We start from the raw sequence: 21,134 nt of genomic DNA on the forward strand, positions 1-21,134 counted from the left end.
AGAGCCGAAATAGGAGTTAGATATGACCAATGCGATATGGTTTGATCCCAGCCTCTGTTTGATCGGGGGTGCGTGGCAATCGCCGGTCACCGCTCAATCGTTGCCCTTGGTCAACCCGTCCGATGGTTCCGAAATCTGCCAGATCGCGCGCGGTGGAGCATCGGATATCGACGCTGCTGTCGTGGCAGCCCGCGCTGCACTAGATGGCAAATGGGGCCGAATGCCTGCATTCGAGCGTGGGCGCATTCTAAGTCGTTTAGGTCGGTTGGTTCTGGACCGTGTCGAGGATCTGGTCGTCTTGGAGGCGAAGGACGTTGGCAAACCGCTGACGCAGGCAAGGGCGGATGCCGTGGCCCTGGCGCGGTATTGTGAGTTTTATGGCGGTGCCGCAGATAAGGTGATGGGCGAGACCATCCCGTATCTGGATGGCTACACCGTCTATACGCTGCGCGAGCCGCATGGCGTGACGGGCCATATCGTGCCGTGGAACTACCCGATGCAGATCATTGGCCGCTCAGTCGGGGCCGCGCTGGCCATGGGCAATGCCTGCGTGTTGAAACCGGCGGAAGAGGCGTGCCTGACCGCACTGGCCTTTGCGCATCTGGCAACCGAGGCTGGGCTGCCCGCTGGCGCACTGAATGTTGTGCCCGGTTTGGGGGCCGAGGCTGGGGCCGCGCTGTCCGGGCATCCGGGCGTCAATCATATCTCGTTCACCGGATCGGTTGCGACCGGGGCTTTGGTGCAGCAGACAGCGGGGCGCAATGCAGTCCCTGTGACGTTGGAGCTCGGCGGAAAATCACCGCAGTTGGTGTTTGATGACGCTGATTTGGACGCGGCTCTGCCGTTTCTCGTAAATGCGGGCATTCAGAATGCCGGGCAAACCTGCTCGGCCTCGTCCCGCATTTTGGTGCAGCGTGGGGTCTATGATCAGGTCAAGGCGCGGATGACTGAGGCTTATGGCCATTTGACTGTTGGGCCAGCAATGGAGGACCTGCGAGTGGGTCCGTTGATCTCGGATCGGCAGAAATCCATCGTCTCGGGATTTCTAGCGAAGGGAGAGGATTTGACCATAGCCGCGCGAGGGCAGATCACTCCGGATGCGCCAGAGACAGGTGCCTATGTCCAACCAACTTTGTTCGCTGACGTGCCCGCTGATCACGTTCTGGCGCAGGATGAGATTTTTGGTCCAGTTCAAGTTCTGATCCCGTTTGAAACCGAAGAACAGGCTCTAACTATAGCAAATAGTACCGATTATGGCCTTGTCGCCAGCATCTGGACCCGCGATGGCGGGCGGCAGATGCGGTTGGCGAAGCGCCTGCGCTCGGGTCAGGTGTTCATCAACAATTTCGGTGCGGGCGGCGGCGTGGAGCTTCCGTTTGGAGGGGTCGGAAAATCCGGACACGGCCGCGAAAAAGGGTTCGAGGCGCTGTATGGCTTTTCACAACTCAAGACGGTGGCGGCGTTTCACGGCTAAACAATCACCTCAATTGCCTTCTGAGCACCGACACCAAACACCCGCTTGTATCGGTCGATCTGATCGGCTGGACCCATCGCTTTTTCCGGGTTGTCCGACAGCTTGACCGTTGGCCGCCCATTGGCCGACACCGCCTTACAAACCAGCGAGAACGGCGCGAGAGCGTCGTTCGGCACAAGCCTGCGGAAATCATTGGTCAACAAGGTGCCCCACCCAAATGAGATGTTGGTGCGCCCGACAAACTGCGCGTGCAGTTCCTTGATTTTGTCGACGTCCAGCCCGTCGGAAAAGATGATCCGTTTCTGCGTTGGGTCTTCTCCACGGGACTTCCACCAGTCGATGGCCACTTCGGCCCCTTCAGCAGGGTCGCCACTGTCGATACGAATCCCAGTCCAGCCCGCCAGCCAATCGGGCGCGCGGTCCAGAAATCCCTTAGTGCCGTAGGTGTCTGGCAGAATGATGCGCAGATTGCCGTCATGTTCTTCATGCCAGTCGCTGAGAACGTCATAGGGGGCCTGAGCCAGCGCCTCATCCGTATCGGCCAAAGCGGAATAGACCATTGGCAATTCGTGGGCGTTGGTACCGATGGCCTCGACCTCGCGCCGCATGGCGATCAGGCAGTTCGAGGTGCCGGTGAAAGCCGGGCCCAATCCTTCGATCATCGCCTGAACACACCAGTCTTGCCAGAGGAACGAGTGCCGCCGACGGGTTCCGAAATCCGCGATCCCAAGGCCTTGAATGGTGCTGAGCTGTTCAATCTTCTCCCACACCCGGGTCATGGCGCGGGCATAAAGAACCTGCAACTCGAACCGGCGCATGTGGTTCAATACCGCGCGGGATCGCAGTTCCATCAGCACGGCCAAAGCAGGGATTTCCCACAGCATGACCTCATGCCATTTTCCTTCAAAAGTCAGTTCGTATTGGTCGCCCTTACGCTCCAGGTGGTAGGGCGGCAAACGCATGTTTTCGAACCACTCCATGAAGTCCGAGCGGAACATCTGCCGTTTGCCGTAAAACATGTTGCCCCGCAGCCAGGTGCTTTCCCCTCGGCTGAGGCTGAGCGAGCGGATGTGGTCCAGCTGTTCGCGCAGTTCGCCTTCGTCGATCAGGCGCGCCAATGGCACGTGATTCGAGCGGTTTATCAGTGAAAACTCGACATTTGTTTGAGGCTTGTTACGAAACACTGACTGGCACATCAGCAGTTTGTAGAAATCCGTATCGATCAAAGACCGCACAATCGGATCGATTTTCCATTTGTGATTGTAAACACGGGTCGCAATATCGACCATGGGGAACTCCTGCGATTTCCGTTGTTAGATCAATCGGCACGACGAATAGCAAGAGTCGCTGATTTGGTGACAATGCCCGTTTGACGCCACAAAGCGGGCATATTGTTTGATTGGATCACCGATTAGTGAGGGTGCGGGATGGAAAGATAAGGTTGTTAGTTGTGAATGAGTCTTCGATACGACTTTGATATTTTAAGAACAGCATCAGACGATCAAACATTTGAAACACTTTCGGGCGAGACCAAAGATGGGGTTCGCCCGGTGGCGATGTTTCGGGATGTGAAGACGTCTGATGCATTGCGCGGGGCGTCGCCCAAGATTCGCAAGATATTTCAGGATGCGGGGTTCGAGCTGGCCGCGCATGACAGCGGAATTGCGCCCGATGTATACTCGCCCGCAGATAAGGCTGACCGCGACCAGATTTTGCAAGTGCTGTTTGCCAACATCAAAAACCAGGGCGTTCAGGGTGAATACAGTGGTGAGTTCGATCTTTTGCAGTTCCTGGCGCATGTGAAACGCGCGCGGCCAGTGCAGGGGATCGTGCAGCCTGTTATGATTGCCCCCGCGCCCGAGCCAATGCCGACAAACCGAACCAGACGGCGAGCAGTGCCGGGCCGCATTGGCTTTGCCCTAGGGCTGGCCGTCATTCTGTTTGTTCTGTTCAAGTTCCTTGAGGCGACCGGGACCTCGACACCCTAAATTAGAACCACCCCTGCGGTCCGCATCGCCTGCTCAGCCGCTGCCATCGACCCGTCCATATCGATCCCGCGACAGGCATCCAGCCGAACGGTCACATCCAGCCCCAGCTGCGCGGCATCTACGGCAGAGTAATGAACGCAGAAATCCGTAGCCAACCCGACGAAGGTGACCTTCGACAACCCACGTGTGTCAAGATAGCCTTTCAACCCTGTCGGCGTCTCACGGTCGTTTTCAAAAAAGGCAGAATAGCTGTCGATTGCTCTGCGAAACCCTTTGCGGATGATCAGATCGGCATCGGTGCGCAGACCGGGGTGAAACGCGGCACCATCCGTACCCTGAACGCAGTGATCGGGCCACAGGACCTGCGGGCCATAGGGCATATCGATCAGCTCAATCGGGGCTTTGCCCGGGTGCGAACTGGCAAAGCTGGAATGACCTGCAGGATGCCAATCCTGCGTCAGGATCACCGCGTCGAAATCATCCATAATGGCATTGATCGGTGCCACGACCTCGTCCCCGCCCGCAACGGCCAGCGCACCCCCGGGGCAGAAATCATTCTGGACGTCAATTACGATTAGGGCATGGGTCATCTGGGGGCCTCCTTTGATGTGTTATCGGTAGGCGGGCGGGGGCTGGCCGTCAATGCGGTCTCTTGCGACTCTGCGCCTGCGGGTTTAGACCGCGCGCATGTACACGATCGCTGCTCTCTATCACTTCACCCGCTTTCCGGATCACGCCGCCTTGCGGGATCCGTTGCTGGACCTGTGCCGCGCCCAATCGGTCAAGGGCACGCTGCTGCTGGCGCAGGAAGGGATCAACGGCACTATCGCGGGTCCTCGTGCTGGGATTGATGCAGTGCTGGGGCATATAAAGGCGCTGCCTGGATGTGCGGATCTCGAGTGGAAAGAGGCAACCGCAGACCATCCGCCATTCGGCAAGATGAAGGTGCGGCTGAAGAAAGAGATCGTGACCATGGGCCAACCGGATGTGGACCCTCGGGCCCGTGTCGGCAACTATGTTGAGCCGGAGGAATGGAACGATTTGATCCGCTCGGACGATGTGGTGGTGATCGACACACGCAACGACTATGAGGTGGCAATCGGTACGTTTGAGGGTGCAATAGACCCTGAAACCGCCAGTTTCCGTGATTTCCCGGCTTGGTGGGAGGAAAACAAGGACCGCTTTCACAACAAACGCGTGGCCATGTTTTGCACCGGCGGCATTCGTTGCGAGAAATCCACCAACTATCTGCTGGGGCAGGGGGTCGAGGATGTGTATCACCTGAAAGGCGGCATCCTGCGCTATCTCGAAGAGATGCCTGCCGAAGACAGCACCTGGCAGGGCGAATGCTTTGTGTTCGACAACCGTGTTTCGGTCGGTCATGGGCTGGTTGAGGGGCCGCACCGTCTGTGCCATGCCTGCCGCCGCCCGATCCTGCCTGAAGATATGAAACGCCCTGAATACGAGCATGGCGTGGCTTGTCATCGGTGCGTCGATGAAACGACTGAGGCGGATAAGGCCCGGTTTCGTGAACGGCAAAAGCAGATTTTGTTGGCACGCAAACGTGGGTTCGAGCACCTGGGTTCGAGCTAAATTCAGCTTGCGGGTCCGCCCCTTAAGACAGATGATCAGGGGCATACCAGCGGGACGGAGCCTCAATGCATCGTGAACCCAAAACTCTGGAAGAGTGGAAATCGACCCTGCTGGCCGCATTGGGTTTGGTGATTGCCAGTTTTCTGGCGTGGTATGGCCTGTCGCGCCTCAGTGATGCGACCGCTGGCGATACAATCGGCTCTTTCGCCTCAGTGGGTCTGTTGATCTGGATCGCCTCGCAATCGTGGTACTATGTGACCCAGGTGAAATCCCCCCGGCGGCTGTTGCTGCTGATGGGCGTGTCCTTCATTCAAGTCGTGCCATTCCTGTTTGCCGCGGTCTATGGCGCCTTTGGCTATAACGACAATTGCGTGATCGGCGCGCAGGGGCCTGCGGACATCCTGTATTTCTCGTATGTCACCTTCACCACCGTCGGCTATGGCGATATGTCCCCAGTCGGACTGTGCCGCGCACTTGCTGCGGCCGAAGCGGTCACGGGCTATATCCTGCTGGGTATGTTTGTGGCGGCCGCGGTTGCGATCTATGCACGCAACCACAGCCCAAATAGCCAAGGTTAGAGCCTATTTGTTCTGGTCAATCCAGCGCGACATCATCCGTTTGTCATGGAAGCACTCAGATGGGATAGGTCGACGTTTGCTGCGCGAGATACGCTCGGCAAAGGCGACCTGCTTGCCAGTTGGGTAATTGTCGAATTGCGAGGTTACGCGGGGCTTGTGCGCTGAAATCCAATCCGACAGCATCTTGCGGTCTCGCTGCACATCTACGGGGATTTCCAGCGCAGATTGCTCTGCAATCGCACGGGCATACCGCATCTGCCGGTCTGTTACCGGAAGCAGGTGATAATCGTTGCTTGGCTCACCCAGAGCCGAATTTCGGATGTGCTGGGCCATCGGCTTGTCCTCTGACTATGTAGAACATAAATAGAACATTAACCAAATATTTCAAGTATTCTGTGGGGTTTGGTGTGTTGTTCGGCGCTTTTCCTCCAACTCAACCCTGTGTGACTGGTCCGTATCCAAAAGGTTCACAGGGTTACTCCACATAATCCTGAAGCTTTCAAAATATCATAAAGGATTCAATTGGGTTGAGTTAAACTCATGTTAAGAAAGCCCTGTTCCCGACATTTCGCGTCGGGAACAGAACATATGCCCATTCCAACCTATGGCTGACTCTTGTTGAAACCTGCCCCGCAGGCAGCGCCCGATTTTTTAGGAGAGATCTCATGAAAACCCACGCACAGGCCGTCGTTATCGGAGGGGGCCTAGTCGGTTGTTCAATCCTTTATCATCTGGCCAAGCTTGGCTGGACAGATGTTGTTCTGCTGGAGCGGGATGAGCTGACATCCGGCTCGACCTGGCATGCGGCGGCCAATATCCACGGGCTGCATGATAATAACAACGTCACGCGCATCCAGCACTATACGATGAATCTGTATAAAGAGCTGGAGAAGGAAACCGGCCAGGGTTGCGGTGTATTTCAACCGGGTTCGCTGTACCTGGCCCAAACCGAAGACCGCGAACATCAGTTGCGCTTGCAAGAGGCTAAGGCGCGGTTCTACGGTCTGAACTTCTATGAAATCAGCCGGGAACAGGCAAAAGAACTGCATCCGCTGGCGCAGTTCGATGATATCCGCTGCATCATGTACGAACCCGAAGGCGGCAACGTCGATCCGTCCGGTGTGACCATGGCTTATGCCGCTGGGGCGCGTGCCATGGGAGCCACGATTGAGCGGTTTTGCCCCGTAATAGGGACGGAACAGCAGCCCGACGGCTCTTGGATCGTGAGGACCAAAAAGGGTGACATCCGCGCGCAATGGGTGGTCAATGCCGGGGGCCTGTGGGGGCGCGAGGTCGCGGTTTTGGCGGGCATCGAATTGCCGCTGCAACCGACCGAGCACCAGTATTTTGTCACGGAATCCATCGACGAAGTGGCCAGTATGGGCCGCCGTCTGCCCTCAATCGCCGACCGGGATGGCGAGTATTACTTCCGGCAGGAAGGCAATGGCCTGCTGATCGGGGCTTATGAGAAAGACATGCGGTTCTGGGCCGAAAACGGCACGCCGCTGGATTTCGCGCATGATCTTTTCCCCGACGATCTGGATCGGATCATGGAAAACGTGATCCGCGCCACCGAACGTGTTCCGGTTGCCGCCACCGCGGGCGTCAAACGCGTCATCAACGGCCCGATGATCTGGTCGCCGGATTCCAACGCGATCTGGGGCCCGGTGCCCGAGCTACAGAACTATTTCTGCTGCACCGGTATCATCCCCGGCTTCTCGCAATCCGGCGGTCTGGGCCTGCTGGCAGCACAATGGATGATCGAGGGTGAGCCGCAATATGACATGTTTGCCTGGGATCTGGCCCGCTTTGGCGATTGGGCCGACAAGAAATTCACCAAGGCGCGGGTCGAAGATCAGTATTCGCATCGCTTTGCCATCCACTTCCCGAACGAGGAACGCAGCGCCGGTCGCCCCGCTCGCGTGCGCCCGGCCTATGAGATGCAAAAGGATATGGGCTGCGTGTTCGGCCTGAACTGCGGCTGGGAACATCCGCTGTGGTTTGCCGACCAGCCCGGCACGGTCGAAACCAACGGCTTCACCCGCCAGAACTGGTGGGAGCCGGTCGGGCGTGAAGTTCAGATGTTGCGGGACGCGGTCGGCGTGATCGATATCTCGAACTTTGCCAATTACGTGATCAAGGGCCCCGGCGCCTATGATTGGCTGGATCGTCTGGTCGCCAATCGTGTCCCGACCGAGGTCGGGCGGTCCTGCCTGACCCCTTTGATCTCGGTGCGCGGTGGTGTGGCCGGGGATTTCACCATCACCAAGGTTGCCGAAGACGAATATATGATGATCGGCTCGGGCATGGCCGAGCGCTATCACCAGCGTTTCTTCAACATGGTCGACCTGCCCGACGGTACCACGCTGGACGTCGCGACCGACCGGATCGCCGGATTCAACGTGGCCGGTCCGAAATCCCGCGATGTCCTGCAACGCCTGACCAACGCGGACCTGTCGAACGAGGCGTTCCGCTTCATGCGCTCGCAAACCATCGAAGTCGCAGGCGTTACCTGCCTGGCGATCCGTGTCAGCTTTACGGGCGATCTGGGGTGGGAGCTGCATTGTGCTGAATCCGACCAAATCAGGCTCTATTCAGCGCTTTTGGAGGCCGCGAAGGACCATGGCGGCGGCCCGGTTGGCGGCCGCGCGCTGGGGTCGCTGCGGATCGAAAAGGGCTATGGTTCCTGGGGGCGCGAATATTCTCAGGAATACTGGCCGCAAGAGGTTGGCCTTGCGGGCCTGATTAAGCTGGACAAGGACTTCCTGCACAAAGACGCGTATCTGTCCATCAAGGACAATGCCGCGCGTGAGGTCCTGTCGAACTTCGAGGTTGACGCCGCAGATGCCGACGCCAGCGGGGGTGAGCCGATCTTTGCCCCGGATGGCACGCCGGTGGGCCGCGTGACCTCGGGCGCATACGGCTATTCGGTCGGGAAGTCGCTGGCGATCGGCTATGCGAACCCGAAAGTGGCCAAGCCAGGCGATACGGTTGAGGTTTTCATCCTCGGCAAACCGCACAAAGCGAAGATCCTGTCAGAGCCCCCGTTTGACCCGGCAGGCCGCCGACTGCGTGATGTACAACCGGTGATGGAGGGCGCGGCGTGACCAACAGCTTCGCCCGCGTTGCCGATTTTGCGCTGATGCGGGCGGCTGCCGACATGCCGAACAGCGCGCAAGAGGCTGCGGCGCTGATGATGCTGGACACGATGGGCATTCTGATCGCGGCGGGACCGATGGAGGCGGGCGTGATCGCGCGCGATGCCGCGGCCCTATTGTATGCCAGCACTGATCCAGCGTTCAGCGCCCGCATGATGTTTGATGGCCGCGCGGTCAGTCTGGCAGGTGCGGCTTATGCGGCCGCGACTCAAACCGATAATCTGGACGGCCATGATGGCTATAACCCTACCAAGGGTCATATTGGCGTGGTCGTTTTGCCCACTCTGGTGGCTTTGGCTGAACATCGCCCCGATCTGTCAGGCCTCGAGGCTTTGGCAGCGGTGATCACAGGCTATGAAATTGCCGGTCGGGCCGGAATATCGCTGCATGACAGCGTCACTGACTATCACACATCAGGCGCGTGGAATGCTTTGGGTGTCGCGGCCATGGCCGCGCGCATGCGGGGGCAAAGTGCTGAACAACTGCGGCAAGCCATGGGCATCGCCGAATACCATGGACCCCGCAGCCAGATGATGCGCGAGATTGCAAACCCAACCATGCTGCATGACGGGTCAGGCTGGGGCGCATTGGTTGGTCTGTCCGCCGCCGTGCTGGCCGAGCGCGGGTTCACCGGAGCCCCGGCCATCACCATCGAATCCGATGAAGCGGCATCGCATTGGTCAGATCTAGGGACCTTCTGGCAGGTCGAGCATCAATATGTGAAACCCTATCCCATCTGCCGATGGGCCCATGCGGCCATCGATGCAACGCGAGCGGTGATGATCGAACACGATTTGCGCCCGAACCAAATTGCGACCTTACAGGTGAACAGCTTTCATCAGGCGGCCTGTCTGTATTCGAGCATCCCTCAGACGACATCTCAAGCACAGTATTCTTTGCCTTTTGCGGTGGCTGTTTATGCACTCCATGGTCGGATCGGGGTTGAGCATATTTCAGGGCCCGGCCTTTCTGATCCAGAGGTTGCTGAGTTCATGTCCCGTATTCAGGTTGCGGAAGTTGAGCGGCACACCGCGCGTTTCCCCAAGGGGCGCTGGGCCGATGTTGAGATTGCCACGATGGATGGGCGGCTTCTTCATTCAGGTGATATCCATGCCCGGGGCGGCCCCGAAGCGCCGTTTTCGCGATCAGACGTAATTGCGAAATACATGGAATTCGCTAAGCCTGTGGTGGGCATGGATCGCGCCGAGGCCATCCGCGACGCGATATTGAGCTGGACCGATCCGCATTCGCGCTATTCGGATTTGGCTGCGCTTCTGTATGAACCACCAGCGCCATAGTCTATTTCCTAAGCTCATAGAATTAAGACCGCAATTGGCGTCGCTGCGTTGGTCTATTCTGTTTCAACGATCTCAAGCAAAGCAGCGATTCTTGCGCGTGCCTGAGCACTTTCATCCAGCAGGTTCACAGCATCTGCCAAGGGTTTGTCCTCGATGCGTTCAGGTGCGTCCGCCAGTGCTTGCGTTGTCGCATTTAACTCAGCGAACTTTCCGTTCGAATCCACATCGGCTCGGTCTGGCAAATTTGCCAACCAGTAATATCTGTTTGCGGCCTGCACATCGCCGACCTCCTGCAACAAAGCTGCGGCGTTGGCAAAATCGCGGCTGGCGATCATCGCCTCGATCCGCAAAGCATTGGCGGCCTCTGATGGATCATCGGCCAACTCCAGCACCGCCTGATAGGGGCGACCAACCTGCAACGCTGCCTGCGCCCTTAGCAGCGCCCGTTCCGCGCGCCTCGCGCGGTCTTGGCCGCGGTTGGCCAGTGCCGCCGCCTGAGTGCCGAACCCCAGCTTTGTCAACCGCGTGGACAGGGCGATGGCTGTATCGGTCGAAACCGCATCCTTCTGTGGCTGTGAGAGAGAGAGGCTCTGCCGCAAAAATGTTAAGTCATCGGCGCGTTCTGCCAGTAATTGCAGATGTCGGTCCAGCAGGGCAGGATCTTCTGTGCTATCCGACAATGTGTCGATCAGCTCAAAGGCCTGTTCGAATTCCTGCATAAGACCAAGTGCAACCACATGTGTTCGGGCCATCATTGGCCCCATTTCGGTTTGGCGATATTCGATCGCATAGGCGGCGGCGAGATCCAGTTCCTGCAGAGAAACAGCCCCTCGATCGTTCCATCGTTTTTCAACCAATCGCGCCAAGGCCAGCGGCGCCTCGGTCGAGGCTTCGGGTGCCCTGATCACGTCCGACAAGTGGCTTTCTTCTGATGGGCCATCCCCTTCGGCATAAGCCACCTCGGCCTTGGCGTTGGAGAGTGAAGGAGTTGCCTCCAGTTCAACACGCTCTACCGACCGCAAGACCCGCCGCGCGGCTTCAAGTTGTTCTGCTTCAACCAGAATAGAGGATAGCCGGGGCCCCAGGCTGCGGCGCAGATGGTCGGGCAAGCGGACAAAGCTTTGTTCGATTGCCTCAACGCGTGCATCGGTTGTCAGTTCCCGCTCTGCAAGTGCAGCCCAAAGCGCGGCATCGCTGTCGCATCGCTGCAGGCCGTGAAATGGGCTGCGCTGGGGAAACTGTTGATCGTCAACGATGTTTGCAATTGCTGCAACCTGTTGAGCCTCATCACTTTGCAAGCCCGAAAGACCGAGCACTTGAAGGGATTCCGTGCCAAAACCGTAATAGGCATAAAGCTTGGACAAAGCCAAAGCGCGATCTGCGTCCAGCCTGTCGAACTCCTGAAACAGCTCTACGCGCAGCTGTGCGACCTGATCCTGGAAAGGTCGGTCATTTGCCCAGGTTTCAAATCCAAGCTCAACGCTTGTGAAACAGGCAGGTTTGGCTTCGATCTGCGGGAATTCGGAACCCAGCAGCGCGTTGAGTTCATCCAATGCGGTTGAAAGCTCCATATTCGAGCTCAAACCACCCGTCAAAGGCAGTGCCTGCAGCGCGCGCTGTCGCCTTGGCCCGATAGTAGCAAGATTCAGATCCAGCACATCCCGATCCGCCCCTTGCAACAGACGCGTCGAGAGTTGGTCTTTGAAACTCTGCCCGCCAAGGGGCAGCGAAGGCAACTCTATGACTTCTGGCGCGTTAGGGTGGGACGAAAGGTCAGGCTTCGGTATGGATTGGGGTGGCGGGATATTGGCCAGCAAAGGCGGCAGTATCGCGCCGGGTGCAATATCCAGAACGATCATCGAGTCGCGATAGAGAAATGCAGAAGCAACGCAGTCGCAGCCAAAATCCAGTTCCAGCCCATCGCCCGGCTGTTTCTGCGACAAAGAGGCGAGGCGGTTTGTTGTCAGCCGACTGAACACACCTCCGGTCTTGTAGGTCACATCGTCCAGATCGACGATCAAACGTGCCCCGCCTTTGCGGTGCTTCACAACCCAACCTGTGTTTGGTGGCACAGTGAACACAAGGCGTGTGTATCCATCATGCTCGCCAGAGCGAACAGTCACCTCTTGTGACGATGCCCAGGTCCCCCAGGCGATCAGTGCGAATACCAGCGTGACAAGCCGGGTCATGCCGCCGCCTGCTTCAACTCTTTCAAGGCATCTTCCAACTCGGTGAAATCGGGGCGATTATGTGTAGGCGTGTTCTGCCGTCCGACCTCGATACACATGGCTGCGTTGTGGTTGTGAAGATTGGCGACAAGAACCTCTTTTATCAGTTGGTAGAAATGGTTGTCCTCTTCGACCACGTTTTTCAACTTGCCTGCAAACGGCCCCACCAGACCATAGGCGAGGAAGACGCCCAAAAAGGTTCCAACCAGCGCGCCGCCGATCAGCTTACCCAGCACTTCGGGGGGTTGATCAATCGAGCCCATGGTCTTGATGACCCCCAGAACCGCAGCAACGATGCCCAAGGCCGGAAGGCCATCTGCAACGGTTTGCAACGCGTGGCTCGAATGCATGGCGTGGTGAAAATTCGCCTCCATCCGTTTTTCCAGCACTTCTTCCACCTGATGCGGGTCGTCATAGTTCATGGCGGCAGAGCGCATCGTGTCGCAGATCAGGTCCACCGCCTCTCTGTCGGATTGAATCTTGGGGTAGGCAGAAAACAGGCTTGAGCTTTCGGGGTCTTCGATATGTTGCTCCACCTCAACCGGGTTCGCGCGCGCAATGCGGATGAGCGAGAACAAAAGGCAGAGCAGATCGCGGTAATCCTCAGGTTTCCATTTCGGCCCTTTGAAGACTTTGCCCATGTCTTTGATCGTGTGTTTGATGCCACCGGCATCGTTGCTGATCAGAAAGGCCCCGACAGCGGCACCGCCGATCATCATCATCTCGTAGGGCAGCGATTTCAGGATGATCGTCATCTTGCCACCGGCTGCAAGATAGCCACCGAAAACCATCACAAAAATGACGACAATTCCAACAATTCCAATCATTTGCGATCTCCAGACATGTTCCGGGCAGATGTGCTGTCCATGGGGTCTATTCCTGTGGTGCGGTCGCGTTGCGACCCGCCATCACGACGCTGATGGTATAGGCTGCATCCGGGCTGAGACCGGCCAGTATGCTCGCCGCAGCCTCGGACGGCATGCGCGACAGAAAGCCGGACGCAAAGGTTGGGTCCATTGTCTCAAACAACGCGGCTGCGTCTTTCGGTTTCATGTTCTGATAGACATCTGTCAGCTGGGTCAGGTCCGTTTCGGCGGCTTTGTCTGCCACAGCCAGGGTCGCACGCAGTGACTCTTCGGCCTCTTGCAAAGTGGCGAGGCGCATGTCGATGGCCTCATTGGCAATTTCCAGCGCCTTTTCCTTTTCCATAATCTTGTCTTCGCGCTGTTTTACGCGTTCTTCACGGCGCAATAGTTCGGCCAGAAGAATTTCAACATCGCGCGTCTCAGTCTTTACGGGTTTCTTTTCGGCCTGTTCGGCGTTGGTGGACTTTGCCAGCGCTGGGCCGGCTTCCAGCCCGACACGAATAACCGCTGATCCGATCATCAACAGCGAGATGACCGTCAACACCCCCGCGCGCGGGCGATTTTGCCCTTTATCCGTAGTGTTGGCGCGCATCAGGTGGCCTCATTCATGTTTCGGCCATGGCGGAAAAACATCAGCCCTTCGGGCGCCTTGGTTGGGGCCTCGTCCGGTTTGTCTTCGGGCTGCCCGTCAGACGACTCCACGATGGCTTCGGCGGAATCGTCTTCCGCTTCAGACTGCGGCCTGGACCCAACCGGCGGTTCCGCAATGTCAGCCACCTCGGGCTTGGTATCCTCCGCAGGAATCACATCGTGCATTGATGCCATCATCAGCTCCAGGCGTTGCGCCACGCTTTCGGCACGCTCGGTCAACCCCTTCAGCGACTCGCCTGACTGATCCGAAGCTTCGCGCGCGCTGTCGAGGGATTTCTTCAACTCATCTGCCTGCGAAGACAGCACCGCAACAGCGCCGCCTACGCCCTTTTCAAGATCGGTAAACCGTCGGAGCCGGCGCGACAGAACAAAACAATACAGCCCTGCACCCAGCGCACCCGCGACCAGCAAAATATCCGCAATGAGCTCCAATTTCGCCTCCTAATTCAGCACAAATTCCATGACCAGAACATCGCGTACCCGACCTTCCCCGGTGACAATTTCGATGCGCCGCAGCAGATGCCCTCTGATCCGGGTCAAAGCCATCGGATCCTCCAGATCCGATACCTCGACCGCGCGTAGATAGCCGTTCAGCACATCCATGATTCGTGGTTGCATTTTTTCCACATCAGCGATGTACGGAGCGTTAACTTCGAGCTGTGCGTGAAATTTCAAATGACGCGCCTGGCTTTCGGTCAAAGAGATGACCACGGGCGGAAGATTTACGAATCCCACATCCGCAAGCGGTTCGACCTTGGTGTCGCCCTTGTCACCTTCGGCATATGTCTCCTCGGATTTTGCACCGAAAGGTAGAATGCCTGATGTGGTCAAAAAATATCCACCCGCCGCGCCGGCGACGGCCAGAATCAGCCCGATCATCAGGCCCTTTTTTCCCTTTTTCTCAGGCGCTTCTGCCTCTTCTGCCGTTGCGTCGGTCATGGCGTCCTCATCCATCCGTTGTGAATCCGTCATAACCCGCCAGGGACTAACCGATTGTTAAGGGCAATGGTCCAAACAGAGAACGCGCCGGGCAGAATGTCGGCGAGTCGGAGGTGAGCGTGCAGCAGATCGGAACTGTCTGGGCAAGTTTGGACAGGCGAAAACAAATCATCGTTGCTGGTGCAGTTGTACTGGTGTTTCTGGGGATATTGGGCATGTCGCGGTTGGCATCCGCGCCGTCGATGACCCTGCTTTATGCAGGGCTGGAAAGCGGGGCAGCGGGTGATATCGTCCGCTCGCTGGATCAGCGCGGCGTACCGTATGAGATTCGCGGGGGCTCCATCTATGTGCCGGGCGGGCAACGGGATGAGCTGCGGATGACCCTGGCCAGCGAAGGCCTGCCTGCAAATGGCAATCGCGGGTACGAATTGCTCGATTCGCTGAGCGGATTTGGCACCACCTCTCAGATGTTTGATGCCGCCTATTGGCGCGCCAAAGAGGGTGAGCTTGCGCGCACGATTGTCGGCAGCCCCCATGTCAGCCAAGCGCGCGTACATATTGCCAACGGATCCGCAAACCCGTTTCAACGCAGCGTGGCCCCAACTGCATCGGTTTATCTGGTGTCGACCGGGGCTGAGATCACCGGTGATCAGGCCAAGGCCATCCGGTTTCTTGTTTCTTCAGCCGTCAGCGGGCTGGCCCCGGAAAACGTGGCGGTGATCGATTCGAAGGGCGCGGTGATCGGAGGGCAGGAGACTGCTGTGGCTGCGGAAACGGCCGATGACAAATCGCGTCAGCTTCGTGAGCGTGTTTTGCGCCTGGTTGAGGCGCGCGTCGGCGCGGGCAACGCGGTTGTCGAGGTCAGCGTGGATACCGTGACCAAAACCGAATCGATCCGCGAACGACGTTTTGATCCCAAAGGCCGCGTTGCTATCAGCACCGATGTTGAAGAGCGTTCGGACAGCGCCCGCAACCAGTCGTCGGATGTAACGGTGGCCTCGAACCTGCCCGATGGTGATGGCGCTGGTGGCGACGAATCGAACTCGAATGCGACTCAGACCCGTGAGCGGGTGAACTACGAGGTTTCAGAAACCGAGCTTGAAGTGCATACCGCGCCCGGCGCTGTCAAACGCCTGACGGTTGCTGTGCTGGTCAATGGCACACGCGTGGTCGATGCTGCAGGGGCCGAAAGTTTTGCGCCACTTCCGCAGGCCGAGTTGGACGCATTGAAGGAACTTGTTGCGTCGGCGGTGGGCTTCGACGCCGAGCGCGGAGATGTCATCACCTTGAAATCGCTGGATTTACCGGTGGTTGAACCGCAAGGCACCCTGGTATCCGCATCGATGTTTCAGAACGTTCATCTGGATGCGATGTCTCTGGTTCAAATGGCGGTTCTGGCGGCGGTCTCACTGGTTTTGGCCCTGTTTGTCATTCGCCCGATCCTGATGAAACCTGCGGTCGTGCCCGCCTTGCTGCCGGCGAGCGGGGATGTTGAGGCCGAGAATGCGCAGGTGCTGACGGGTGAGATTGCCCCTGATGGTATGTCAGAGTTCGCACCTTTGGCTGCGCAAGCCGACGTGCCCGCAATCGGCCTAGATCAATCGCAAGACCCTGTGGATCGTTTGCGCGCGATGATTGGCGACAAGCAGGAGGAAACGGTTGAGATCCTGCGCAGTTGGTTGGAAGAAGGTGAGGAGCGTGTCTGATGTCGATCGCCCATCTTCTTGAAGATTTCACCATACTTGCCGGAGGCGGTCAGGTTCATCTGCTGGACGAAGACGCCCTGGAAGAACAGCGCCTTGCGGCCTTCGAACAAGGCTACGGTGCGGGATGGGAGGACGCGACGCAGGCGCAGGAACAAAGCCGTGGGCGAATCTCGTCTGAATTGGGGAAATCACTTGAAGACATGTCGTTCACTTACACCGAAGCGGTCACCAGGATGTCCCTGTCTCTGGAACCGATGTTCGACAGCCTGACGCGGCTGGTTTTGCCCGAGATGATCGATCGTGGATTTGCTGCGCAAGTTGTTGAGCATTTGACCGAAATGGCCCGCGCGCAGGTTGGTCAGCCCATGCACATCATGGTTCCCGAGGGCCGCGCAGCCGAGGTTGAAGCGATGTTGCCGGCAGCTCTCAGCTCGCCCCCAAAAGTCATCGAAGATCCCGCTTTGCAGCCGGGACGGGCCCGCCTGCAAGTAGGTATCTCGCGCAGTGAGGTGGATTGCGGCGCGGTTCTTGCCTCGGTCGCGCGAGCCTTTGAAGCATATCTATTTGAAGCCAGAGAGGCATTGGAAAATGAGTGATCCCCAGATTCAGAAACCCGAAAAAGCCAGCCCGTTCGACGCGGTCCCGATTGAGGTTACGGTCTCAGTGGGTCGTGCCCGTCCGTTGATCCGCGATTTGCTGAACATGGGCGAAAACGCTGTTTTGACCTTGGATAAACGGATCGAAGACCCGGTGGATTTGTATGTTGGCGATCAACTGGTTGCGCGCGGCCTGCTGGAAGAGATGGAAGGTGATCAGGCCGGACAACTGGCCGTACGCCTGACGGAAATCGCAGATTTGCAGAACGGGATCGGCTGATGCGCCTTCTGATCGGGCTGGTGCTTGTTGCAGCGGTGCTGACACCGTCGCTGGTCGTCGCGCAAGACCTGAGCCTGTCGCTGGGTGACGGAGAATCGATCTCGGCGCGCACCATCCAATTGATCCTTTTGATCACGGTGCTCAGCCTTGCGCCGGGACTGGCGATCATGATCACCTGTTTCCCCTTCCTGATCACGGTGTTGTCGATTTTGCGGCAGGGGATCGGATTGCAGCAATCACCACCGAATATGCTGATTGTCAGCCTGGCCCTGTTTCTCACCTACTTCATCATGGACCCGGTCTTTACCGAAGCTTGGAGCGCCGGAATACGCCCGATGATCGACGAAACGATGGAAGTGGAACCCGCTCTCGAACGCGCCTTGCAACCGTTTCGGGCCTTCATGGCTGCGCGTCTGGATGTAGATACATTTCAAGCCATGGCGGCGCTGAGACCAGGGGGTGAAGCGATGGAGTTATCGCCTGAGGCTCCGCTGTCTGTCCTGATGCCGTCGTTCATGTTGTCCGAGATTGCGCGGGCCTTTCAGATCGGCTTTCTGATTTTCCTACCGTTTCTGATCATTGATCTGGTTGTCGCGGCGGTGCTGATGTCGATGGGTATGATGATGGTGCCCCCGGCCATCGTCTCGTTGCCTTTCAAGCTGGCGTTCTTTGTGATTGCAGATGGTTGGGCGCTGATCGCCAGTGCGCTTGTGCGTAGTTACATGCCCTAGGCGGGCCTGGAAAATGAAGGGCCCGGTGTCAATCATAACAAAAGGGCCGCATTGCCACGGGTAACGCGGCCCCTTGCATACGAAACCGAAATTTAAGCGGTCCGGTTCAGATCTTTGATCAGCTGGTTGAGATTGCCACCACGCGCGTCCAGCATTGCCCCGATCTCGGTCCGTTCGGTCAACAGCAGGTTCACGCCTTCGATGAACATATTGTAGAACTTGTCGCGCCCGGATTTGTTCGACACCAGAAAGGTAACCTCGAACGGGGAGGAACCCTGCAACTTCACCCGTGTTCTGACCTCGTAACCGGCGCGGATTTTGCGGGCGTTTCGCACATCGACCTGGCCGCCGATGAACTCTCGGAATCGGCGACCGTATTTGCGCGAGATATAGCCCTGAAAGGCGTTGGTGAACTGTTTCAGCTGTGCTGGGCTAGCAGTGCGCGCATCGGCCCCAAGGGCATAGCGTGCCATGATCGGAACATCGGCATATTGCACGAAGATTTTTTCGAAATCGCGCAGCATGGCGCTTTCAGATTTGCCGGACGCGATCACGCGGTTGATCTCGGCCACAACACTATTCACCAGCGCCTTGGCGCTTGCTTCGGTCTGGGCAAAGGCGGATCCAGGTAGCGCAGTCAGCGCCAATCCGGTCAGGCCGGTGAAAACAAAATGACGTCGGTTCAAAGATTTACTCGGCATAGGGGTCCTCGTAAGGGTCTAGATAGGGGTCCCTGACAGGGTCGGTTCCGATTTCAGCATAGGGATCGGAGTACAGATCCAGATAGGCATCCTCATCATCGCGCGCCAGTTCAAAGCGGCGATTTTGCAAATAGATCAGGCGGGCCTGTGCATAGCTGTCGGCGCTTTCATACAGGATCGAGTCAACCGTATCCGAGAACCGCCCCCGGTCGCCCATGCGGCGCACGATCTCGGCATAAACGCCAAGGTTGTCGGCGGGGCGTGTGGGGGTAAAGTTGATCGGGTTCGAGAACAGGTTGACCACAACGCCTACCGCATCGCGGGTTGTTGAGGGGCCGTAGAACGGCAGCTCGACATAGGCGCCCTCACCAAATCCCCAGACATGTAGCGTTTCGCCGAAATCCGTATCCACGGGCGGCAGGTTCAGCTCATCAGCGGGTGCGGACAGACCAAACCCGCCTACTGTCATGTTCACAACAAAACGCAACAGGGCGTTGCCCATCTGTTTTGGATTGCCTTGCAGCAGATAGTCGACGGCCTGACCCGGCAGCGAGATATTCTCGGCAAAGGTGCTGAAGCTGGTCACCATCGGATCAGGGACGATTTTGACATAGCCTTTCGAGGCCGGGCGGAACAGGAACCGGTCAACACCCAGATTGAACTTGTGGATGCCCCGGTTGGTCTTTTCGTAAGGATCGAACACCTCACCCCGGGCGGCCTGTTCCGGGGGCTGCGTGGCGCAGGCGGTCAGGATCGGCAACAGGGACAGCACAACAAGGTGTTTCAGGCGCAATCTGCTCAACACGGTCTTTGCTACTCCAAAGTAATCCGGCCCATGATTGCCAGATATTAAATCGATAATAGTGCCGCGTTGGCACAAGTCTTGGTCACATAAATGTTTCAGGTCCAAATTGAAACATCCAGCGTTTAACGCGTCTGCCTGCGCGCGGTAAAGTGACATCGCTTCAACACTGCGGAATAAGAGAAGTTATGCCCAGATAAGCGCCACGTTCAAAAATGCCAGTTTCCTGCTTTCCCTGTCGCGCCCAAGGGGGTAGCGTCCGCCCGAGTCAAATGAGGGATGAGGATCATCGCATGAGTATCACCGCAAAACTGGAAAGCCTGGGCGTTAGCCTGCCCGACGCCCCTGCACCTGCCGCGAACTATGTGCCTTTCGTGCGCGTGGGCAATATTGTCTACATTTCAGGCCAGATTTCCAAGGCGGATCATCTGATCACAGGCAAGCTGGGCGACGACATGGATGTCGAGGCGGGCGCCGCGGCGGCGAAGGTCTGCGCTATCAACCTTCTGGCACAGGTCAAAGCAGCCTGTGGTGGCGATATCGAAAAACTGGTGCGGGTGATCAAGCTGACAGGCTTTGTGAACTCGACCGCTGACTTCACCGCGCAGCCGCAGGTGATCAATGGCGCGTCCGATTTCCTGGTTGAGGCGCTGGGTGATGCGGGGCGTCATTCGCGCTCAGCTGTCAGTGCGGCATCGCTGCCGTTGGGCGTTGCGGTTGAAATCGAAGGTATTTTCGAGGTCCAATGACCCCAAAACTGCCTGCCGAATTTCTGCGGGCCCCGATCGCGCATCGGGCCCTGCACGACATCTCGGATCGCCGTCCGGAAAACAGCCGGGCGGCCATTCGTGCCGCGGTGGATGCCGGGTACGGGATTGAGATCGATCTGCAGCTGACGTCGGACAACCGCGCCATGGTCTTTCATGACTATGATATGGCGCGTCTGACCGGACAGGCCGGTCCGATCCGACGGATCACCTCCGAGCAAGCGGTGGAAATCCCCTTGCTGCATGGCGATGATGGTATCCCAGCGCTGGATGAGGTGCTTGCGATGGTCGCCGGCAAGGTGCCTTTGCTGATCGAGCTCAAGGATCAGGATGGCGCAATGGGCACCGATATTGGCCCGCTTGAGGCTGATACCGTGCGGGCCCTGCAAAGCTACAAAGGCCCGGTGGCGTTGATGTCCTTCAACCCCAACAGCGTGGCCGAACTGGCGCGTTTGGCCCCGCATTTGCCACGCGGGATCGTGACCAGCTCATATGATCCGCAGGATTGGCCTCTGTCTGATAGCATCTGCGATCATCTGCGCAGTATTCCGGATTTTGACCGCGTGGGGGCCAGCTTCATCAGCCATGAGGTTCACGACCTGAACCGCCCCCGTGTTGCCGAGCTAAAGGCACAGGGCGTTCCGATTCTGTGCTGGACCGTGTGTTCGCCTGAACAAGAGGCACAGGCCCGCGCCGTTGCCGACAATGTGACCTTCGAGGGGTATTTGGCCGCTCATCCGGGTTGAACCTGACCCGCACTGTCACAGATAAAGAACAG

Annotated in this window: 22 protein-coding genes; 12 read left to right on the forward strand and 10 right to left on the reverse strand. The window is 57.9% G+C overall.

All coding sequences use genetic code 11. The annotated features are described in order from the left end of the window. Window positions 1-22 precede the first annotated feature (22 nt). A complete protein-coding gene (locus tag ACR0JE_RS07140; protein ID WP_480863658.1) occupies window positions 23-1,474 on the forward strand; it encodes an aldehyde dehydrogenase family protein in 1,452 nt (483 codons plus the stop codon). Here ACR0JE_RS07140 and pncB read toward each other — a convergent pair. Then, entirely contained in the window at window positions 1,471-2,763 is a 1,293-nt protein-coding gene (gene pncB / locus ACR0JE_RS07145; RefSeq protein ID WP_480543432.1) for a nicotinate phosphoribosyltransferase, read from the reverse strand. The two genes, ACR0JE_RS07140 and pncB, sit on opposite strands and share 4 nt — an antisense overlap. 165 nt (window positions 2,764-2,928) lie before the next feature. Between pncB and ACR0JE_RS07150 the strand changes: the two genes are divergently transcribed. Continuing rightward, a complete protein-coding gene (locus tag ACR0JE_RS07150) occupies window positions 2,929-3,462 on the forward strand; it encodes a hypothetical protein (protein ID WP_480543430.1) in 534 nt (177 codons plus the stop codon). Here ACR0JE_RS07150 and pncA read toward each other — a convergent pair. Continuing rightward, complete coding sequence (gene pncA / locus ACR0JE_RS07155) at window positions 3,459-4,052, reverse strand: bifunctional nicotinamidase/pyrazinamidase (protein ID WP_480863659.1); 594 nt, start codon at window positions 4,050-4,052, stop codon at window positions 3,459-3,461. The genes ACR0JE_RS07150 and pncA overlap by 4 nt on opposite strands. Window positions 4,053-4,149: 97 nt before the next feature. Here pncA and trhO point away from each other — a divergent pair, with 97 nt between their 5' ends. Together trhO and ACR0JE_RS07165 are read left to right on the forward strand one after the other, a co-directional pair. After that, a complete protein-coding gene (gene trhO, locus ACR0JE_RS07160; protein ID WP_480863660.1) occupies window positions 4,150-5,055 on the forward strand; it encodes an oxygen-dependent tRNA uridine(34) hydroxylase TrhO in 906 nt (301 codons plus the stop codon). Window positions 5,056-5,120: 65 nt separating this feature from the next. Further along, window positions 5,121-5,633: a potassium channel family protein gene (locus ACR0JE_RS07165; RefSeq protein WP_170533896.1), complete on the forward strand. Its 513-nt coding sequence runs from the start codon at window positions 5,121-5,123 to the stop codon at window positions 5,631-5,633. A gap of 3 nt (window positions 5,634-5,636) precedes the next feature. Here ACR0JE_RS07165 and ACR0JE_RS07170 read toward each other — a convergent pair whose 3' ends face one another. After that, window positions 5,637-5,966 carry a hypothetical protein gene (locus ACR0JE_RS07170; protein ID WP_480551020.1) on the reverse strand — a complete coding sequence of 110 codons (330 nt, stop codon included), beginning with the start codon at window positions 5,964-5,966 and terminating at the stop codon, window positions 5,637-5,639. A gap of 332 nt (window positions 5,967-6,298) precedes the next feature. On the opposite strand from ACR0JE_RS07170, the gene ACR0JE_RS07175 reads away from it, so the two are divergent. Both ACR0JE_RS07175 and ACR0JE_RS07180 read left to right on the forward strand, forming a co-directional pair. Next, window positions 6,299-8,740 carry a GcvT family protein gene (locus ACR0JE_RS07175; protein ID WP_480863661.1) on the forward strand — a complete coding sequence of 814 codons (2,442 nt, stop codon included), beginning with the start codon at window positions 6,299-6,301 and terminating at the stop codon, window positions 8,738-8,740. Continuing rightward, window positions 8,737-10,089 (forward strand): MmgE/PrpD family protein, encoded by a 1,353-nt coding sequence (locus tag ACR0JE_RS07180; protein WP_480863662.1) that lies wholly within the window; start codon window positions 8,737-8,739, stop codon window positions 10,087-10,089. Before ACR0JE_RS07175 ends, ACR0JE_RS07180 begins: the two co-directional genes overlap by 4 nt. A 53-nt stretch (window positions 10,090-10,142) precedes the next feature. On the opposite strand, the gene ACR0JE_RS07185 is transcribed toward ACR0JE_RS07180, so the two are convergent. From ACR0JE_RS07185 to ACR0JE_RS07205, 5 genes are read right to left on the reverse strand one after another with little or no spacing between them, the layout of a single operon-like run. After that, the gene (locus tag ACR0JE_RS07185) at window positions 10,143-12,278 is read right to left on the reverse strand and encodes a hypothetical protein (RefSeq protein ID WP_480863663.1); all 2,136 of its coding nucleotides are present in this window, start codon (window positions 12,276-12,278) and stop codon (window positions 10,143-10,145) included. Beyond that, complete coding sequence (motA, locus tag ACR0JE_RS07190; protein WP_480863664.1) at window positions 12,275-13,144, reverse strand: flagellar motor stator protein MotA; 870 nt, start codon at window positions 13,142-13,144, stop codon at window positions 12,275-12,277. The genes ACR0JE_RS07185 and motA overlap by 4 nt, the downstream gene beginning before the upstream one ends. Window positions 13,145-13,190: 46 nt before the next feature. Beyond that, the gene (locus tag ACR0JE_RS07195) at window positions 13,191-13,775 is read right to left on the reverse strand and encodes a MotE family protein (RefSeq protein WP_480863665.1); all 585 of its coding nucleotides are present in this window, start codon (window positions 13,773-13,775) and stop codon (window positions 13,191-13,193) included. Continuing rightward, window positions 13,775-14,266 carry a hypothetical protein gene (locus tag ACR0JE_RS07200; protein WP_480863666.1) on the reverse strand — a complete coding sequence of 164 codons (492 nt, stop codon included), beginning with the start codon at window positions 14,264-14,266 and terminating at the stop codon, window positions 13,775-13,777. The genes ACR0JE_RS07195 and ACR0JE_RS07200 overlap by 1 nt, the downstream gene beginning before the upstream one ends. A 9-nt stretch (window positions 14,267-14,275) precedes the next feature. Next, the gene (locus tag ACR0JE_RS07205) at window positions 14,276-14,773 is read right to left on the reverse strand and encodes a flagellar basal body-associated FliL family protein (protein WP_480863667.1); all 498 of its coding nucleotides are present in this window, start codon (window positions 14,771-14,773) and stop codon (window positions 14,276-14,278) included. A 119-nt stretch (window positions 14,774-14,892) separates the two neighbouring features. Here ACR0JE_RS07205 and fliF point away from each other — a divergent pair, with 119 nt between their 5' ends. From fliF to fliP, 4 genes are read left to right on the forward strand one after another with little or no spacing between them, the layout of a single operon-like run. After that, on the forward strand, window positions 14,893-16,479 hold the full coding sequence (gene fliF / locus ACR0JE_RS07210; protein ID WP_480863668.1) for a flagellar basal-body MS-ring/collar protein FliF: 1,587 nt from the start codon (window positions 14,893-14,895) through the stop codon (window positions 16,477-16,479). Then, entirely contained in the window at window positions 16,479-17,075 is a 597-nt protein-coding gene (locus ACR0JE_RS07215) for a FliH/SctL family protein (RefSeq protein WP_480863669.1), read from the forward strand. Before fliF ends, ACR0JE_RS07215 begins: the two co-directional genes overlap by 1 nt. After that, window positions 17,068-17,355, forward strand: coding sequence for a FliM/FliN family flagellar motor switch protein (locus tag ACR0JE_RS07220; protein WP_353008733.1), 288 nt, complete (start codon window positions 17,068-17,070; stop codon window positions 17,353-17,355). The genes ACR0JE_RS07215 and ACR0JE_RS07220 overlap by 8 nt, the downstream gene beginning before the upstream one ends. Then, window positions 17,355-18,086, forward strand: coding sequence for a flagellar type III secretion system pore protein FliP (fliP, locus tag ACR0JE_RS07225; RefSeq protein ID WP_480543405.1), 732 nt, complete (start codon window positions 17,355-17,357; stop codon window positions 18,084-18,086). The genes ACR0JE_RS07220 and fliP overlap by 1 nt, the downstream gene beginning before the upstream one ends. 92 nt (window positions 18,087-18,178) lie before the next feature. On the opposite strand, the gene ACR0JE_RS07230 is transcribed toward fliP, so the two are convergent. Together ACR0JE_RS07230 and ACR0JE_RS07235 are read right to left on the reverse strand one after the other, a co-directional pair. Continuing rightward, the gene (locus ACR0JE_RS07230; protein WP_480826282.1) at window positions 18,179-18,787 is read right to left on the reverse strand and encodes an MlaC/ttg2D family ABC transporter substrate-binding protein; all 609 of its coding nucleotides are present in this window, start codon (window positions 18,785-18,787) and stop codon (window positions 18,179-18,181) included. Further along, a complete protein-coding gene (locus ACR0JE_RS07235) occupies window positions 18,777-19,592 on the reverse strand; it encodes an MlaA family lipoprotein (RefSeq protein WP_480543752.1) in 816 nt (271 codons plus the stop codon). Before ACR0JE_RS07235 ends, ACR0JE_RS07230 begins: the two co-directional genes overlap by 11 nt. 290 nt (window positions 19,593-19,882) lie before the next feature. On the opposite strand from ACR0JE_RS07235, the gene ACR0JE_RS07240 reads away from it, so the two are divergent. Both ACR0JE_RS07240 and ACR0JE_RS07245 read left to right on the forward strand, forming a co-directional pair. Further along, the gene (locus ACR0JE_RS07240) at window positions 19,883-20,338 is read left to right on the forward strand and encodes a RidA family protein (protein ID WP_480863670.1); all 456 of its coding nucleotides are present in this window, start codon (window positions 19,883-19,885) and stop codon (window positions 20,336-20,338) included. Beyond that, the gene (locus ACR0JE_RS07245) at window positions 20,335-21,102 is read left to right on the forward strand and encodes a glycerophosphodiester phosphodiesterase family protein (RefSeq protein WP_480863671.1); all 768 of its coding nucleotides are present in this window, start codon (window positions 20,335-20,337) and stop codon (window positions 21,100-21,102) included. The genes ACR0JE_RS07240 and ACR0JE_RS07245 overlap by 4 nt, the downstream gene beginning before the upstream one ends. Window positions 21,103-21,134: the final 32 nt, after the last annotated feature.

This window comes from Ruegeria sp. H3 (assembly GCF_056533095.1).

Excerpts from the sequence above, each read along its gene's own strand:
- ACR0JE_RS07170 (WP_480551020.1), bottom strand. The coding sequence starts at position 5,966 with ATGGCCCAGCACATCCGAAATTCGGCTCTGGGTGAGCCAAGCAACGAT.
- ACR0JE_RS07245 (WP_480863671.1), top strand. The coding sequence starts at position 20,335 with ATGACCCCAAAACTGCCTGCCGAATTTCTGCGGGCCCCGATCGCGCAT.
- ACR0JE_RS07185 (WP_480863663.1), bottom strand. The coding sequence starts at position 12,278 with ATGACCCGGCTTGTCACGCTGGTATTCGCACTGATCGCCTGGGGGACC.
- ACR0JE_RS07150 (WP_480543430.1), top strand. The coding sequence starts at position 2,929 with ATGAGTCTTCGATACGACTTTGATATTTTAAGAACAGCATCAGACGAT.
- trhO (WP_480863660.1), top strand. The coding sequence starts at position 4,150 with ATGTACACGATCGCTGCTCTCTATCACTTCACCCGCTTTCCGGATCAC.
- ACR0JE_RS07230 (WP_480826282.1), bottom strand. The coding sequence starts at position 18,787 with ATGCCGAGTAAATCTTTGAACCGACGTCATTTTGTTTTCACCGGCCTG.
- ACR0JE_RS07195 (WP_480863665.1), bottom strand. The coding sequence starts at position 13,775 with ATGCGCGCCAACACTACGGATAAAGGGCAAAATCGCCCGCGCGCGGGG.
- ACR0JE_RS07220 (WP_353008733.1), top strand. The coding sequence starts at position 17,068 with ATGAGTGATCCCCAGATTCAGAAACCCGAAAAAGCCAGCCCGTTCGAC.
- ACR0JE_RS07175 (WP_480863661.1), top strand. The coding sequence starts at position 6,299 with ATGAAAACCCACGCACAGGCCGTCGTTATCGGAGGGGGCCTAGTCGGT.
- ACR0JE_RS07140 (WP_480863658.1), top strand. The coding sequence starts at position 23 with ATGACCAATGCGATATGGTTTGATCCCAGCCTCTGTTTGATCGGGGGT.
- ACR0JE_RS07205 (WP_480863667.1), bottom strand. The coding sequence starts at position 14,773 with ATGACCGACGCAACGGCAGAAGAGGCAGAAGCGCCTGAGAAAAAGGGA.
- pncA (WP_480863659.1), bottom strand. The coding sequence starts at position 4,052 with ATGACCCATGCCCTAATCGTAATTGACGTCCAGAATGATTTCTGCCCC.
- ACR0JE_RS07165 (WP_170533896.1), top strand. The coding sequence starts at position 5,121 with ATGCATCGTGAACCCAAAACTCTGGAAGAGTGGAAATCGACCCTGCTG.
- fliP (WP_480543405.1), top strand. The coding sequence starts at position 17,355 with ATGCGCCTTCTGATCGGGCTGGTGCTTGTTGCAGCGGTGCTGACACCG.
- motA (WP_480863664.1), bottom strand. The coding sequence starts at position 13,144 with ATGATTGGAATTGTTGGAATTGTCGTCATTTTTGTGATGGTTTTCGGT.
- ACR0JE_RS07240 (WP_480863670.1), top strand. The coding sequence starts at position 19,883 with ATGAGTATCACCGCAAAACTGGAAAGCCTGGGCGTTAGCCTGCCCGAC.
- ACR0JE_RS07215 (WP_480863669.1), top strand. The coding sequence starts at position 16,479 with ATGTCGATCGCCCATCTTCTTGAAGATTTCACCATACTTGCCGGAGGC.
- pncB (WP_480543432.1), bottom strand. The coding sequence starts at position 2,763 with ATGGTCGATATTGCGACCCGTGTTTACAATCACAAATGGAAAATCGAT.